This is a genomic window from Frankia sp. CgMI4 (assembly GCF_001756285.1).
GTDB lineage: Bacteria > Actinomycetota > Actinomycetes > Frankiales > Frankiaceae > Frankia > Frankia casuarinae.
In genome coordinates, this window is the sequence record NZ_MAQZ01000044.1 from 13,711 (window position 1) to 28,953 (window position 15,243).

Below are 15,243 nucleotides of genomic sequence, written 5' to 3' on the forward strand. Positions count from 1 at the left end.
GGCTCCTGACAGACTGGTCGGGTGTCCGGGACCCTGGTGCTGTGCGGTGCCCCCATCGGCGACGTCCGGGACGCCAGCCCTCGGCTCGGCGAGATCCTCGCCACCGCGGATGTGATCGCCGCCGAGGACACCCGCCGGGTCCTACGGCTGGCGCACGCGCTCGGCGTGACGGTGTCCGGGCGGATCGTGTCGTGCTACGACGCGGTGGAAGGCGCCCGGGCCGCCCAGCTCACCGACTACCTGCGCCAGGGCGCCACCGTCGCGCTCGTCACCGACGCCGGGATGCCCGCCGTCTCCGACCCCGGGTTCCGGGTCGTGGCCGCGGCCRCCGCCGCGGGGATGGCCGTGACCGTCGTTCCCGGTCCGTCCGCCGTCACCGCGGCCCTGGCCGTCAGCGGGCTGCCGACGGACCGCTGGACCTTCGAGGGCTTCCTGCCGCGCAAGGGCGGCGATCGGCGTGGACGCCTTCGCGACCTGGCCGGCGAGCCGCGGACGATGGTGTTCCTGGAGTCCCCGCACCGGCTCGTGGCCGGCCTGCGCGACCTCGTCGCGGCCTTCGGCGCCGACCGGCCGGCGGTGCTCTGCCGCGAGCTGACGAAGACCTTCGAGGAGATCGTCCGCGGCGACCTCGCCGATCTGCTCGGCTGGGCCACCGACGGCCGGGTCATCCGGGGGGAGTTCACGCTGGTGGTCGCCGGCGGTGCCCGGGRCCGGGCCGAGCCGAGCGGGGCCGAACCAGGCGGGGCCGGGCTGAGCGGGGCCGAACCGATCATCGACGGCAGGATCCTCGTCGCCGAGGTAGCCCGACGAACCTCGGTGGGGATGTCCCCGAAGGACGCGCGCAAGGCCGTGGCCGCCGAGTACGGCGTCTCCCGCAACGAGGTCTATGCCGCGGAGCTCGCCGTCCGGGCCGGGGACCGGGCTGRCGGGCGCTGAGCACGGTCGGCGGTCAGCAGTGGCGTTGGAGAACGAGGGCCTTGCCCAGCGCCGCCCACTCGTAGGCGATCACGTACGGCCAGGCCCGGCGGGGGGGCGGGACCCCCTGCATCCGCGTCTCGCCGTCATAGCAACGGGCGAGGCGCAGCCGGGCGCGCGTGCTCTGCGAGGTCGAGGCGACGACTATGAGTGAATGCCACCCGCGGCGTGCCGCCGCCGCGGAGGTCCACCGCGACTCGCCCTGGGTCGTCCGCGGATCGGGCGAGAAACAGATCACCTCCACCCCGGGAATGGGCCCGGGGCACGGGTCCTTCTCCGTCGGCGCCGAGACCGCGAGCACGGGTGCGTAGCCGGCCCGCGCGAGTGCGACGGCGCGTTCGAGCCGTCCCGGGCTCCCGGCGAACATGACGATCGCGTCCACCGGGGCGGGAGCATCCTGGTGCGGAAAGACGAACAGCCGGGCCGTCGCCACCGCGAAGGCCACCGTCAGGCCRCCGAGGATGCCCACCGCGGCCCGGCGGCGCCACGGCCTCGTGGGAACACGACCGAGTGGACCCGCCGTCATGTTTCCCCCTCCGCGGCCCGCGCAGGTGCCRCCGTAGAGCTTCTCAGTACCACGGCGGCACCCGAACCAACCACCGTTCACCCGCTCCGGGTGGTCCACCGCTCCGGACGGTTCACCCGCTCCGGACGGTTCACCCGCCCCGGACGGTCCGCTGGCGGCGGAGAGCCACTCACGTGGTGGGGAGTGTGCGTGAGGCCGGAGGCGTCCGAGGCTGCGTGGGCGTGGGCGTCCCCGGCGAAGTCCGAGACGCCATCCCCGGTCGGCTGGTGAACAGCCGGGGATGGGCGAACKGTGCCCGCGCCGACTCACGGGGCCAGACCGTCCGGGAGGCACCGGCCTGCCACTGCACGATCGGGATCTGGTGGCCGACCTGGAGCCCCGTCGCCTCGTCCAGCCGGAAGCGACCGAGCAACGTGGTCGTGTCGATGCCCCGGGCGGCGGCGAGCACGGAGGCATCCTGCACGCCTCCGCAGTAGCGAATGGCCCGTCCCAGGATCAACCCGGTGACGTAGGCCCAGGCCGCCGTTTCGGTCGGCGCGACGCCGTGCAGGGCGGTGAAGTCGGCGGTGAACTCCCGCGCGGTCGGGCCGGTCGCGGTCGGCTGGGTGCTCTCGGGCATCCAGCTGCCCGGCGCCAGCAGCTGCTCGCGCAGGTCGCCCAGGCTCGCGGTGGCCTGCGCGCTGACGGCCGTGGAGAAAGCGGCCGCCCGCCACGGCCGGCGCAGCAGGATGTTCGCCGCCGCCAGCTCGTCGTCCGGGCCGGCGTGGACGATGAGGATGTCGCCCGGGGGCAGCCGGGTCGCGGCGAGGGCGGCCTTGCCCGGGGGGAAGACGTGCGAGGCCACCTCGAACGACTGCGCCACCGCGGCGGCCTTCGTCACCGATGTGATCTCGACGGCGGTGTCCCCGGAGGCGAGCAGGACGACCTTGCGGGCCCGTCGATCGGCCGCCCGTACGGCGGCGAGGACCCCGCGCGGCCAGGTCGAGGTGGCCGCGGCGATGTTCACGACGTTCGGGAACGCCTGCCGGACGAAGCGCGTGGACGGGGCGCCGGTGTTGAAGACCACCCGGTCCGTCGAGGCGCAGGCCGCGAGTGCCGCCCGGTGGCCGTAGGGTCCGAGCAGGGCGTCCGGCCCCGCGGCCACCGCGGCGCGCATGGCGGCGGCCGAATCGGGATACGCGTCGTAGGCGGTGAGACTCACCTCGTCCCAGGGCAGTGGGAGGCGTTCGTCACGCGCCCACAGGGTGACCCCTCGTAGCCCGGCGAGGCCTTGGGCGGCATCGGGACCGGTCAGCGGGGTGACCAGGGCAACGGTCAACGGTGTCGTCATCGCGTGGGGTCCTTGCGCTTGCTCACCCGATTAGCGTCCCATGCCGGGTTGTCTGGCACACCCGGCGGCGGTCGTAGACTTCAGACCTCAGGAAACGAAGGGCGGGCACGAGAGGGCGGGTGAGGTGGCGCGAAACTCTGGCCGGTCGGRTGATCCGCCGCCACCGCCGGACCCTCTTCCCGTGGCCGTGGTCGACAGCCACTGTCATCTCGACCTGATGGGCACCGAAGTTCCGGCGGCGATCGCGGCGGCCCGGGCGGTCGGTGTCACGCGGGCCGTCACCGTCGGCATCGACCTGCCCACCAGCAGATGGCAGGCCGAGGTTGCCGCGGCGCATCCGGAGATCTACGCCGCCGTCGCGATTCATCCCAACGAGGCGGCCCGGGGGGTCACCGAGGAGACGTTCGCCGCCATCGCCGAGTTGGCCCGCGCCGATCGCGTGCGCGCGGTCGGCGAGACGGGCCTGGACTACTTTCGCACCCCACCCGAGGCGCATGCCGTGCAGCAGGAGAGCTTCCGGCGCCACATCGCGATCGCCAAGGAGACCGGCCGGGCGCTGATGATCCACGACCGGGACGCCCACGACGACACGCTGCGTATCCTCGCCGAGGAGGGCGCCCCGGAGAAGGTCGTCTTCCACGCCTTCTCCGGGGACACGGCGATGGCGAAGATCTGCGCGGACGCCGGGTACGTGATGTCGTTCGCCGGCAACGTCACCTTCTCCAATGCCGCCAATCTGCGGGAGGCGGCGGCCGTCGCTCCGGCGGATCTCATCCTGGTGGAGACCGACGCGCCGTTCCTCACCCCGACCCCCTGGCGGGGCCGGCCCGGCGGCCCGTACCTCATTCCGCTGACGCTGCGGGTGCTGGCCGAGACCCGCGGCGTCGGCGTCGCCGAGCTCGGCACGCACATCGCCGCGAACGCGGAGCGGGTGTTCGGGCCCTGGTAGACACCGACGCGCTGTTCTCGCCGGCTGAACTTCGGGCCCTCGCGCACGAGCTGGGCCTGCGGCCGACGAAACGGCGCGGACAGAACTTCCTCGTTGACGCGAACACCGTCCGCCGGTTGGTGCGGCTCGCCGGCGTCGGCCCGGACGACACGGTGCTGGAGATCGGGCCAGGACTCGGGTCGATGACCCTGGGGCTCGTCGAGGCGGCGAAGGCCGTCGTCGCCGTCGAGGTGGATCGCCCCCTCGCCGCGGCCCTGCCGGTGACCGTGGCCGCCCGGCTGCCGGCCGACGTCGCCGAGCGGTTGCGCGTGGTGGCCGCCGACGGTCTGCGGGTCACCCTGGCCGACCTGCCCGCCGACGTGGCCGCGCCCGGGGTGCTCGCCGCGAACCTGCCCTACAACATCGCGGTGCCGCTGCTGCTCGGGCTGCTGGAACGGMTGCCCTCGCTGCGCCGTGGGCTGGTGATGGTCCAGGCGGAGGTTGCCGACCGGCTCACCGCGCCGCCGGGCAGCCGGGTGTATGGGGCGCCCAGCGTCAAGCTGGCCTGGTACGCGCACGGCCGGCCGGCCGGCGCGGTGCCCAGACCGGTCTTCTGGCCGCAGCCGAACGTTGATTCAGGGCTGGTGGCCTTCGCCCGCAGGCCCCTGCCCGGTCCGGCGCGGCTGCGGGCGGACGTGTTCGCCGCGATCGATGCCGCGTTCGCGCAGCGCCGCAAGACCCTGCGTACGGCCCTGGCGCCCTGGGCCGGATCGCCCGCCGCCGCCGGGGACTTGGCGCGTGCCGCCGAGGTCGATCCCGGTGCCCGGGGCGAGACCCTCGACATCGCGGCCTTCTGCCGGCTGGCCGCTGCCCGCGCCGCCCGCTCCGACTGAGCCACCCGGCGCAACTGGGCCACCCGGCGCAACTGAGCCACCCGGCGCAACGGCGGGGAAGGGCGCAACGGCGGGGGAGGTCAGAGGTGCGAGATCCCGATCGCGCGCCGGACGCCGGCGAGCACCGGCCGGGCCCGGTCGCGGGCCCGCTCGGCACCCGCCGCGAGGATGCCGTCCAGCTCGCTGTCCGGGGCGATGAGCTCGGTGTAGCGCTCCCGCAGCGGTGACAGCCAGTCGTTGAGCGTCTCGAACAGGGCGTTCTTCACCTCGCCCCACCCGGTGCCGCCCTGCTCCAGACGGCCGCGCATCTCCTTGATCGTTTCTGGAGTCGCGAAGTTCTCGAGCAGAACGAAGGCCGCGGAACTGTCCGGGTCCTTCGGGTCCGCCAGCGGTGTGCTGTCGCTCACGATCCCACGGACGAGTTTCCGTAGCTGCTTCTCCGGCGCGAAGAGGGGGATTGTGTTCCGGTATGACTTGCTCATCTTGCGGCCGTCGATGCCGGGCAGTACCTTCGCCGAGCTCCCGGCCGGGAGGACCACCTCCGGGATCTTCAGGCTGAACACGTCGCCGAACAGATGGTTGAAGGAGCCGGCGATGTCGGCGGCGTATTCCACATGCTGCGACTGGTCCTGGCCAACGGGGACCACGTCGGCATTCATGATGAGAATGTCGACGGCCATCAGAATCGGATAGTTGAACAGGCCCATGTTGATGCCGGCGTCCAGATCGGGGACGCCGGCCTCGGCATTGCGGTCACGGGCCGCCTTGTAGGCGTGGGCCCGGTTCATCAGACCCTTGCCGGTGACGCAGGACAGCACCCAGGTCAGCTCGAAGATCTCGGGGACGTCGGACTGGCGGTAGAAGATCGTGCTCRTCGGGTCGAGCCCGAGCACGAGCCACGTGGCCGCCACCGAGCGGGTATAGCTCGCCAACTCCTCGCGACTACGCACGGATGTCAGGGCGTGATAGTCGGYGACGAAGTAGATCGACTCGTAGGCCGAGGTGAGCTCCAGCGACGGCCGGATCGCTCCGATGTAGTTGCCGAGGTGCGGCTCGCCCGTCGGCTTGATCCCGGTGAGAGACACCTTCGGCTGTTGCGCTGCCATKGCAGGGCAGTCTACGGACGCGGGGCGGCCGCCGGGACGCCCCAGGTCGTTCGCCGCGGCCGTTCGCCTGCCCGCGCCTGTCTCGCGGCGGGGTGGGGATGCGAGCCTCGGTCAGGCGTCTCCGCCGAACAGGCCGGTCACCGACCCGTCCTCGAACACGGCCTTGATGGCCGCGGCCAGCAGCGGGGCGATGGACAGTTCGGTGATCTTGTCGATGCGAGCCTCGCTGGGCAGGGGCAGCGTGTTCGTGAGGAYGACCTCGCTGATCTCCGAGTTCTTCAGCCGGTCGGCGGCGGGGCCGGAGAGCACGCCGTGGGTTGCCGCCGCGATGACGCCCGCCGCGCCGTGCTCCTTGAGTGACTCCGCGGCCTTCGTGATCGTGCCGGCAGTGTCGATCATGTCGTCGACGATGACGCAGGTCCGTCCGTGCACCTCGCCGACCACGTCGAACATCTTCACCTGGTTGGGAACGTCCGGGTCACGCCGCTTGTGGATGATGGCCAGCGGGCAGCCGAGCCGGTCGGTCCACCGCTCGGCCACGCGGACCCGGCCCGAGTCGGGGGCGACGACGGTCACCTCGGACGTGTCCAGCTTGGACTCGATGTAGTYGGTGAGCAGCGGCAACGCGAAGAGATGGTCCACCGGCCCGTCGAAGAAGCCCTGAATCTGGGCGGTGTGCAGGTCGACCGACATGAGCCGGTGCGCGCCGGCGGTCTTGAACAAATCGGCGACGAGGCGGGCCGAGATCGGCTCCCGGCCACGGTGCTTCTTGTCCTGGCGCGCATAGGGGTAGAAGGGCGCGACGACGGTGATCCGTTTGGCGCTGGCCCGCTTCAGCGCGTCCACCATGATCAGCTGTTCCATCAGCCAGGTGTTCACCGGAGCCGAATGGCACTGGAGCACGAAGGCGTCGCAGCCCCGAACCGATTCGGAGAAGCGGACGAAGATCTCGCCGCTGGCGAATTCGTAGGCATGGGTGGGGACGGGCTCGACGTCGAGCGCGGCCGCGACCTCCGCCGTGAGGCCCGGGTGCGAACGTCCCGCGAAGAGCATCAGATTGCGCCGGTTCTCGGTCTGGTAGGCCACCGCGTACTCCTCGGGCGTGACGGGATGATCGGGCTGGCGTGATCGGGCTGGCGGGGGCAGCCCCCGGGCGGGTGACCCGTCCGGGGGAACGGCCGTGAGGCTGCACGGTTCAACACTCGGGCATACCCGGCCCCGCCCCTGTTTGCGCAGGCGGGATGGTACCCACGTGCCCGGATCGCCGCCTGCGGACCCCGGGCGGCCGACCCGGGCGGGGCAGGTCGGGCGGTGTGCATCCCCTCGCTGGCCAGAAGGTTTGGACGGACGTCTCTTTACGTTCTGCTCCCCGCGCCGGGAATGCCAGCGATGCCGGCCTCGCCCTCGCCGGTATGCGGCAACTCACTCCGGTGCGCCACGTCACCCTGATGAGCTGGGATCGGCACGGCGGCCTCGGCCGCGGACGGTTGCGGCATTTCATCGGGATGCTCGGGATCCCCGGCGCTGCCGGGGGCCTGGACGCCGGCAGCGGCGGCCGCTCGTGCCGCCGGGCTGCCGGGACGGCGGCGGGAGACCCAGCCTTCGATGATCCGTTGCCGCCCCTCCCGGACCGCCAGCGCGCCCGGCGGAACGTCCTCCCGGATCACGGATCCGGCGCCGGTGTAGGCCCCGTCCCCGACCGTGACCGGAGCAACGAGCATGGTATCGCTGCCGATCCGGACGTCCGAGCCGATCACCGTGCGGTGCTTGGCCACCCCGTCGTAGTTCACGAAGACCGTCGTGCATCCGATGTTGCTGCGCTCGCCGACCACCGCGTCGCCGACATACGCCAGATGCGGGACCTTCGTCTGGTTCCCGAGATCGGCCGACTTCGTCTCGACGAAGGAGCCGATCTTGCCTTCGCGGCCCAGTCGGGTGCCCGGTCGGAGATGGCTGTAAGGCCCGACCACGGCCCCGGCGCCGATCTCGGCCCGCTCGGCCGTGGTCCGCAGGACGGTCGCGCCCGCGCCTACCGTCGTGTCCGTCAAGGTRCATTCGGGGCCGATGACGGCGCCGCGAGCGACGTGCGTCCGGCCGTGCAGGAAGGTGTTGGGGGCGATAGTCGTGTCCGGTTCGAGAGTGACGTCGGCGTCGATCCAGGTGGTCCGCGGGTCGACGACGGTKGTGCCGGCGCGCATCGCCGCCTCGACGATCCGGTCCCGCAGCACCCGTCCGGCGGCGGCGAGCTGGACGCGGTCGTTCACCCCACCGGCCTCGCCGGGATCGTCCACGACCCGCGCGGCCACCGGCTGCCCGGCGGCGACCAGCAGCCCGACGACGTCGGTGAGGTACTCCTCGCCTTGAGCATTATCCCTGGTCAGCCGCGCGAGCGCGGTCTGGAGCGGGCCCGCTGCGAACGCGTACACGCCGGTGTTGATCTCTCGGATCGTCGCGGTGGCGGCGTCGGCGTCGCGATGCTCGAYGATGGCCCGGACCGCGCCGTCGCCGTCGCGCACCACCCGGCCGTAACCGGTGGCGTCGTCGATGACGGCCGACAGGACCGTCGCCGCGGCCGCCCGGGCATGGTGCTGGGCCACCAGGGCAGTGAGTGTCGCGCTGGTCAACAGCGGGGTGTCGCCGGGCAGCACGACCACCGTGTCGCCGGGCGCCAGCTCGCCGAGCGCCGCCAGGGCCACCCGGACGGCGTGGCCCGTGCCGTGTTGGCGGTCCTGGACGACCGGGACGACCTCGGGAGCCTGCTCCGCCAGCATCGCCGCGACCTGTTCGCGGCCGTGGCCCACGACGACCGCGGTACGCGCCGCCGCGAGGGCTCCGGCCGCGCTCAGCACGTGGTGGAGAAGGGAGCGCCCAGCGATGTGGTGCAGCACCTTCGGTCTCGTCGAGCGCATGCGCTTGCCTTCGCCCGCTGCCAGGATGATGACGGCCACCGGACGTGATGATGTCACGCGATCTCCCGAGTCTTCGGACCTGGACAGCGGTGGGGCGACGGCGCCCACACTACTCGTCGACCGGAAGGCGCCGRCAGATGCCACGGCCATCCCGGGAACACGCCGGCCCCGGACCGGGAAATGATGTGGGCCTGGCCACCGCCGTGGTGATGGTGCGGCGGCGGTGCTTCCGGAATATTCTTTTCGATGGTATTACTGGTGGTGCCTGGTAGTGCTCCGCCGCCACGACTCGAACGTGGACTAAGAGAACCAAAATCTCCTGTGCTGCCGATTACACTACGGCGGACCGCGAGAAAACACGCCAACTCTACCATCGTGGGGTGGCTCGGATGGTAAAAGCCGGGCCGCCACCGGCTACCCGGCCCGCCGGCCGGCGCGGGCGGCCGGCGCGGGCGGGCGTCCCGGACCGGGTTTGGCCGGCTGTCGTTCATCTCTTCGTCGCCTGACTGTCACTGACTGTCACCGACTGTCGGCTGATGGCGTTAAATGTCATTGGATGTCATTATTTGTCATCGGCTTGTCATCGACCTGTCGGTGATCGTGGTGCGCGGCGGTGCCGATCGATCCGGGTCGGGTCGGCGACGGATGGTTTGTTTGCGTGGCGGACGTGGAGGAGGGGGGACGTTGTCATGTCGGCGGGCTACCGTGGCGGATGGAGCGCCGGCACAGTGGGCCAGCCGCGACGGATGGAACGAGGCAATGACCGCTACCGACACGGTGACGCCGAGCGATAATCGGGCACCGCGGGACAACCGCGAACCCACCACGGGTCCGGTTCCCCGCCGGGCTGATCCCGCGAACAGCCGCGGTAACGCCACGCGGCCCCGCTCGATGGCGAAGGCCCACGCCGAGCAGATCGTGATGGTGGTGACGATCGTGGTGCCGCTGGTCGCCCTGGCGGTCGCGATCCCGGCGATGTGGGGGCAGTGGATCTCCTGGCGGGACGTCGTCCTCGCCGTGGTGTTCTACGGCATCACCGGCCACGGCGTGACGATCGGCTTTCACCGTTACTTCACCCACCGCGGCTTCCGGACGTCCAGGCCGGTGCGGATCGCGTTGGCGGTCGCCGRCAACATGGCGATCGAGGGTCCGGTCATCCRCTGGGTGGCCGACCACCGGCGTCATCACGCCTTCAGCGACACCGAGGGCGACCCGCACTCGCCGTGGCGTTACGGTCCGGGGACGTGGTCGCTGATCAAGGGTCTCTGGCACGCCCACGTGGGTTGGCTGTTCGACGTCGAGCAGACCGACCAGCGTCGGTTCGCCCCGGACCTGCTCGACGATCCCGACATCATGAAGGTCAGCCGCTCGTTCGCGCTGTGCGCGTTCGCCAGCCTCGCGCTGCCCGCCGTGATCGGCGGCCTGTGGGGGGGTTCGTTCGCCGCGGCGCTGGAGGCGTTCTTCTGGGCCGGGCTGGTCCGTATCGCGCTGCTGCACCACGTCACGTGGTCGGTGAACAGCATCTGCCACGTCCTCGRCTCGCGTCCCTACCGGTCGCGGGACCGGTCGACCAACGTGTGGCCGCTGGCCCTGCTGTCGATGGGCGAATCCTKGCACAACCTGCATCACGCCGAGCCGACCTCGGCCCGGCACGGGGTGCGGCCCTGGCAGATCGACACCAGCTTCTACCTGATCAAGATGATGGAGACCGTTCACCTGGTGTGGGACGTCCGCTGGCCGGACCCGGCGCGTCTCGCGGCGAAACGCGCCACCGCCTGACCGGACGGCGGGTGGCGGTGGCTTGTCAGCCACCCTCGATCTCGGCGGCGAGGGTGAGCCAGGCCTCCTCGGTGCTGTCCTTGTCCGCGACGACGGCGCGCAGCTCGGCGTCCAGCGTCAGCAGACGCTCGTGATCCGTCGCGGCCTCGGCCAGCTCGTGATGCAGCTCCTGCTCGCGTCGGCTCAGGCGATCCAGGGCGCGCTCGAGCCGGGTCAGCTCCTTGCGGGCGGCGCGCAGCTCGCCCCCGGACAGGACGGGCGGCCCACCTGTCCGCCCGGCTTCGGCGACGGTGGTGGTCTGTCCGCCCGCTCCGCAGCCGGCGGCCGACGAACCCCGGGATGACGGTGCCCGAGCCGCGGCGTCCTGCCGGGCGGCCGCGCGCCGGGCGAGGTACTCCTCGATGCCGCCGGGCAGCATGCGCAGGTGCCCGTCGCCAAGTAGCGCCAGTGTCACGTCGCAGGTGCGTTCGAGGAAATAGCGGTCGTGGCTGACCACGATCAGGCTGCCCGGCCACGAGTCGAGGAGGTCCTCGAGCGCGGTGAGGGTGTCGGTGTCGAGGTCGTTGGTCGGCTCGTCGAGGAGCAGCACGTTCGGTCTGGCCATCAGCAGGCGCAGCAGCTGCAGCCGGCGGCGTTCGCCGCCGGAGAGGTCCCCGACCCGCGTCCACTGCCGTGACGACGGGAGGCCGAACTGCTCGAGTAACTGGCCGGCGGTCCGTTCCCGGCCCTTCTCGACCTCCAGGACCTGCCCGACCTGTTCGACGGCCTCCAGCGCCCGCAGCGACGCCGGTAGTTCGRCAATCTCCTGGGACAGCAGGGCCGGTCGCACGCTGGCCCCCACCCGGACCCGGCCGGCCTCCGGCGTCACCGCACCCAGCAGCACGCGCAGCAGGGTGGTCTTGCCGGCTCCGTTGACACCGACCAGCCCGATCCGGTCCCCCGGTCCGACCAGCCAGGTGACGTCGTCGAACAACGTCCGGTCCCCGATCCGGACCGTGATGTGCTCGGCGTCGTAGACGTCCTTGCCCAGCCGGGATGCCGCGAAGCTGCGCAGCGCCATGGTGTCCCGGGGCGGCGGCTCGTCGGCGATCAGCGCATTGGCGGCGTCGATGCGGAAGCGCGGCTTACTGGTCCGGGCGGGCGGGCCGCGGCGTAGCCAGGCGAGTTCCTTACGCAGCAGGTTCTGGCGCCTGGCTTCGGTGGCGTCGGCCCGCCGGGTGCGTTCGGCCCGCGCGAGCACGTACGCTGAGTAGCCGCCCTCGTACGCGTCGACACGCCCGTCCACGACTTCCCAGACCCGTCCGCACACCTCGTCGAGGAACCAGCGGTCGTGGGTCGCGACGAGCAGTCCACCGCGGAAGCCGGCTAGATGCCGGGCGAGCCAGGCGACCCCCTCGACGTCCAGGTGGTTCGTCGGCTCGTCCAGGATCAGCAGGTCGGTGTCCTGGACGAGGAGCCGGGCCAGCGCCACCCGGCGGCGTTCCCCGCCCGACATCGGTCCGACCGGGTCGTCGAGCCGTTCGAGCAGCCCGAGCCCGGCGAGGATGCCCCGCTGCCGGGGATCCGCCGCCCACTCGTGCTCAGCGACGGTGCCCACGACAATCTCGCGCACGGTGCGCTCGGCGGGGAGCACGTCGGCCTGCGCCAGGGTGGCGACCCGGGTGGAACCGGCGGGCACGACCCGGCCGGCGTCCGGGGCCACCTCGCCGGCGATGATCCGCAGCAGGGTGGACTTCCCGGCCCCGTTGCGCCCCACGACCCCGATCCGTTCCCCGGCGCCGATCCCCAGGCTCACCCGGTCGAGCAACGTCCGGGTGCCGAACGCGGCGTTGACGTTCTCGAGGCTGACCAGGACGGCGCTCACGGCGCTTCGCCTGCTCCCTCCACCATCCTGGCGCCGCTCGCCGGCCCGGAGGCCCGGCGTACCGCGCGGGCGACCCCCATCCCGGCGAGGCTCGCCGCGAGCGCGATGCTCTCCTGCGCTCCGGCCGCGAGGAAGGCGCAGGTCGGGCCGGAGCCGCTCACGATCGCCCCGACGGCTCCCAGCTCCCGGCCCGCCTCCAGGACGCGGCGCAGGGACGGCCGAAGCCGCAGCGCTGCCGGCTGCAGGTCGTTGACCAGGGCGGCTCCGAGCTGGCCGGGGTCGCCGGTGCGCAGCGCGGCGAGCACGTCGTCGGCGGGGGTCGGGCCGGTCCGCAGTTTGCCCTCGGTCAGCCGGTCGAACTCCTTGTAGACCGCGGGGGTGGACAGGCCGCCGTCGGCGAGCGCGAACACCCAGTAGTACTCGCCCGTCGCCAGGACGTCGGTGAGCTGCTCGCCGCGCCCGGTGCCGAGTGCGGTGCCGCCGGCCAGGGGGAACGGGACGTCGCTGCCGAGCTGGGCGGCGAGTCGGGTCAGGGTCGCCCGGTCCAGGCCGGTCTGCCAGAGCGCGTCGCAGGCGACGAGCGCCGCCGCCGCGTCGGCGCTGCCCCCGGCCATCCCCGCGGCGACGGGGATGCCCTTCGTCAGGGTGAGATGAACCCGTTCCGAGGTGATGCCCGCGGCCTCGGCAACCAGGTGAGCGGCCCGGACGGCGATGTTGTCCCGGCCGGTGGGGACGATGGAGACCTCCGGCGTGGACGTCGCCGGACCCAGCGACGCCGGGTCGGCGCCCTCCCCGGACACCTCGACGGTCACGACGATGTCCCCRCTGGACCGGCCGTTCCCGTCGAACCCGCCGTTCCCGTCGGACCCGCCGTTCCCGTCGGTGGTCGATGGCCCCGGGTCGTGGAACCGCGGGGGATCGACGGACGTCGCCGAGACGTCGTCGAACAGCGAGACGGCCTGCAGCACTGTGATGACGTCGTGGTAGCCGTCCGGTCGGAGCGGTCCGACGCCGAGATGCAGGTTGACCTTGGCGGGGGCTCGCACGGTGACGGTGGCGGGGCCGGCTCCGACGCTTCGGCGCGGACCCGGGTGGGATCGAGGCAGCGGATGCTCCTTCGCTCGGACGCACGCGCGCCCGCTGGGCGGCGTGGCGTTCGGTGGCGGCCGGCACCCAAACCTATCCGCCCACGCCGGGAGCGGATGAGCGTCCGCCCGCGAAGGATCGCGAGGGACGCAGCGAATCGGCCCCCGGCGACGCGGCGGGGACGATGCGCGCTTCCGTTCAGTGATCGTAGCTGTGCCGACGGGAACGGGTTGTTGTCCGACCGGAGAATTCGGGTATCCCTGATCGTGAACGGCCGCACCGGAGAGCGCCCGGACGGATCGTCCCTCGACGTCCCGCTCCTGGTCGGACCTGACCCCTTCCACCGCTTCGGGCGCTCCGACGATGCCGGCCAGGAAGGAGCACCATGACCACCACAACCAGCGCGGCCGGGCCCGAGGCGAAGGCCTCGGACGCAGGTGGTGCGCGTCGCACCACCGTGCCGGAGCGCAAGACATCCACCGAGCTGGTGACCGGCCGGGGCCGGACGTCGATCGCGGACGCCGTCGTCAGCAAGATCGCCGGTGTCGCGGCACGCGAGGTCTCCGGGGTACACAACCTGGGCTCGAGCGGGGCCCGCGCGATGGGTTCGTTCCGGGCCCGCATCCCCGGCGCGTCGGCCAGCGTCTCCCAGGGGGTCGCGGTGGAGGTCGGGGAACGGCAGGCCGCGATCGACCTCGACGTCGTCTGCGACTACGGGGTCTCCATCGTGGATCTGTCCCACTCGATCCGGCACAACGTCGTCACCTCTGTGGAGGGAATGACGGGCCTGGAGGTCACCGAGGTGAACATCGCGATCGATGACGTCTACATCGGCGAGGAGGAGTCGGAAGAGTCGCGGCGGGTCGAATGAGCACGAACCCGACAGCGGCCGGGCCGGTGAGCGGGTTCGCCTGGAACCCGGATGCCGTGGCCCGGACCGTGCTGTCCTGTCCCGGTGTCGTCCGGCTCATCGGCGCGCCGGTCCGGCACAAGGATCGTCACCGTGTTCCGGACGGCGGGGCGGGTGCCGCGGCCGAGGTCGCGACCTACCTTCCGGGCCGCCGGGTGGAGGGGGTACGGGTACGRCCGGACGGGATCCTGGTGCAGATCGTGTGCCGGTACKGGGAACGGCTCGGTGAGCTCGCCGCCCGGGTGCGCGCCGCGGTGCTGGTGGTCGAACCCGGCTGTCCCCGGGTCGACGTCGTCATCCGTGATCTGGCAATTCCGGATCCGGACCTGTCGTGTCCGCAGGGGCCGGACGCGGCGGTAGTCGGTCCGGGGACGCCCCGTTCGGGGGTGCCGGGTGCGGGGGTGCCGGGTGCGGGGGTGCCGGAGATGGGGGTGCCGGAGATGGGGGTGCCGTGACCTCCGATCGGCGGCAGGAGTCATCCCGACGCCAGCTCGACGCCGCCCGACGCAGGGCCGAGATCCGCGCGTTCATCCGCACGCACCATCCGGATCGGGGAGGTGATCCACAGGCGTTCGCCGCCGGCCTGCGGGCCCTGCGATCCACGCCGGATGGGCCGGACGGGCCGGGTGTTCCGGGTGTCCGCCTCACCACCCATCACCGGCCCAACGCCGCGGACATCCTGTTCGCCTGGGTTCGCGGTCGCGGGCGCCGCTGTTCCGACTCCACGCGTCGGTGGTGGTCGCACCGCCGGGCGCGGTTCGGCCCCGGCCGTGGTCCTCGGGTGCGCTGAGGCGACACCGGGTCCGCGGGACCGCACCCCGGGCTCGGTTCCATGTGACGATCACGCGGGATGCCCCTCGATCTGCCGGTCCAGAGGGGCGRACCGGGTACTGCGGCCGGGCTGGACGGGGCCGGGCTGGATGGGCCAGGAAAGGGG

The 15,243-nt window shown here is 72.3% G+C and carries 14 protein-coding genes; 7 read left to right on the forward strand and 7 right to left on the reverse strand.

Annotated elements, in window-relative coordinates; translation table 11 throughout:
- Positions 1 to 21 precede the first annotated feature (21 nt).
- Positions 22 to 936 carry a 16S rRNA (cytidine(1402)-2'-O)-methyltransferase gene (gene rsmI / locus Manayef4_RS04010; RefSeq protein WP_070130662.1) on the forward strand — a complete coding sequence of 305 codons (915 nt, stop codon included), beginning with the start codon at positions 22 to 24 and terminating at the stop codon, positions 934 to 936.
- A 13-nt stretch (positions 937 to 949) separates the two neighbouring features.
- On the opposite strand, the gene Manayef4_RS04015 is transcribed toward rsmI, so the two are convergent.
- Both Manayef4_RS04015 and Manayef4_RS04020 read right to left on the reverse strand, forming a co-directional pair.
- Positions 950 to 1,501 (reverse strand): hypothetical protein, encoded by a 552-nt coding sequence (locus tag Manayef4_RS04015; protein ID WP_023840053.1) that lies wholly within the window; start codon positions 1,499 to 1,501, stop codon positions 950 to 952.
- 169 nt (positions 1,502 to 1,670) lie between these two features.
- Complete coding sequence (locus Manayef4_RS04020) at positions 1,671 to 2,831, reverse strand: ABC transporter substrate-binding protein (protein WP_070130663.1); 1,161 nt, start codon at positions 2,829 to 2,831, stop codon at positions 1,671 to 1,673.
- A gap of 124 nt (positions 2,832 to 2,955) precedes the next feature.
- On the opposite strand from Manayef4_RS04020, the gene Manayef4_RS04025 reads away from it, so the two are divergent.
- Positions 2,956 to 3,780, forward strand: a complete 825-nt coding sequence (locus Manayef4_RS04025) for a TatD family hydrolase (protein ID WP_070130664.1) — start codon at positions 2,956 to 2,958, stop codon at positions 3,778 to 3,780.
- Positions 3,781 to 3,896: 116 nt separating this feature from the next.
- Positions 3,897 to 4,652 carry a 16S rRNA (adenine(1518)-N(6)/adenine(1519)-N(6))-dimethyltransferase RsmA gene (gene rsmA / locus Manayef4_RS04030; protein ID WP_305773810.1) on the forward strand — a complete coding sequence of 252 codons (756 nt, stop codon included), beginning with the start codon at positions 3,897 to 3,899 and terminating at the stop codon, positions 4,650 to 4,652.
- A gap of 80 nt (positions 4,653 to 4,732) precedes the next feature.
- On the opposite strand, the gene Manayef4_RS04035 is transcribed toward rsmA, so the two are convergent.
- The 3 genes from Manayef4_RS04035 to glmU all read right to left on the reverse strand — a co-directional run bounded on the left by Manayef4_RS04035 (position 4,733) and on the right by glmU (position 8,724).
- Positions 4,733 to 5,758 carry a tryptophan--tRNA ligase gene (locus tag Manayef4_RS04035; protein ID WP_070130665.1) on the reverse strand — a complete coding sequence of 342 codons (1,026 nt, stop codon included), beginning with the start codon at positions 5,756 to 5,758 and terminating at the stop codon, positions 4,733 to 4,735.
- A gap of 111 nt (positions 5,759 to 5,869) precedes the next feature.
- Entirely contained in the window at positions 5,870 to 6,844 is a 975-nt protein-coding gene (locus tag Manayef4_RS04040; RefSeq protein ID WP_070130666.1) for a ribose-phosphate diphosphokinase, read from the reverse strand.
- Between the two features lie 269 nt (positions 6,845 to 7,113).
- Positions 7,114 to 8,724, reverse strand: coding sequence for a bifunctional UDP-N-acetylglucosamine diphosphorylase/glucosamine-1-phosphate N-acetyltransferase GlmU (gene glmU / locus Manayef4_RS04045; RefSeq protein WP_083282265.1), 1,611 nt, complete (start codon positions 8,722 to 8,724; stop codon positions 7,114 to 7,116).
- Positions 8,725 to 9,426: 702 nt separating this feature from the next.
- On the opposite strand from glmU, the gene Manayef4_RS04055 reads away from it, so the two are divergent.
- Positions 9,427 to 10,446: an acyl-CoA desaturase gene (locus tag Manayef4_RS04055; protein ID WP_070130667.1), complete on the forward strand. Its 1,020-nt coding sequence runs from the start codon at positions 9,427 to 9,429 to the stop codon at positions 10,444 to 10,446.
- A gap of 25 nt (positions 10,447 to 10,471) precedes the next feature.
- On the opposite strand, the gene Manayef4_RS04060 is transcribed toward Manayef4_RS04055, so the two are convergent.
- Both Manayef4_RS04060 and Manayef4_RS04065 read right to left on the reverse strand, forming a co-directional pair.
- Entirely contained in the window at positions 10,472 to 12,310 is a 1,839-nt protein-coding gene (locus tag Manayef4_RS04060) for an ABC-F family ATP-binding cassette domain-containing protein (protein ID WP_070130668.1), read from the reverse strand.
- The gene (locus tag Manayef4_RS04065; RefSeq protein ID WP_023840058.1) at positions 12,307 to 13,356 is read right to left on the reverse strand and encodes a 4-(cytidine 5'-diphospho)-2-C-methyl-D-erythritol kinase; all 1,050 of its coding nucleotides are present in this window, start codon (positions 13,354 to 13,356) and stop codon (positions 12,307 to 12,309) included. The genes Manayef4_RS04060 and Manayef4_RS04065 overlap by 4 nt, the downstream gene beginning before the upstream one ends.
- 425 nt (positions 13,357 to 13,781) lie before the next feature.
- Between Manayef4_RS04065 and Manayef4_RS04070 the strand changes: the two genes are divergently transcribed.
- From Manayef4_RS04070 to Manayef4_RS25660, 3 genes are read left to right on the forward strand one after another with little or no spacing between them, the layout of a single operon-like run.
- Positions 13,782 to 14,267, forward strand: coding sequence for an Asp23/Gls24 family envelope stress response protein (locus Manayef4_RS04070; protein ID WP_023840059.1), 486 nt, complete (start codon positions 13,782 to 13,784; stop codon positions 14,265 to 14,267).
- The gene (locus Manayef4_RS22380; RefSeq protein ID WP_175443311.1) at positions 14,264 to 14,761 is read left to right on the forward strand and encodes a hypothetical protein; all 498 of its coding nucleotides are present in this window, start codon (positions 14,264 to 14,266) and stop codon (positions 14,759 to 14,761) included. The genes Manayef4_RS04070 and Manayef4_RS22380 overlap by 4 nt, the downstream gene beginning before the upstream one ends.
- Positions 14,758 to 15,096, forward strand: coding sequence for a hypothetical protein (locus tag Manayef4_RS25660; protein WP_049760994.1), 339 nt, complete (start codon positions 14,758 to 14,760; stop codon positions 15,094 to 15,096). Before Manayef4_RS22380 ends, Manayef4_RS25660 begins: the two co-directional genes overlap by 4 nt.
- Positions 15,097 to 15,243: the final 147 nt, after the last annotated feature.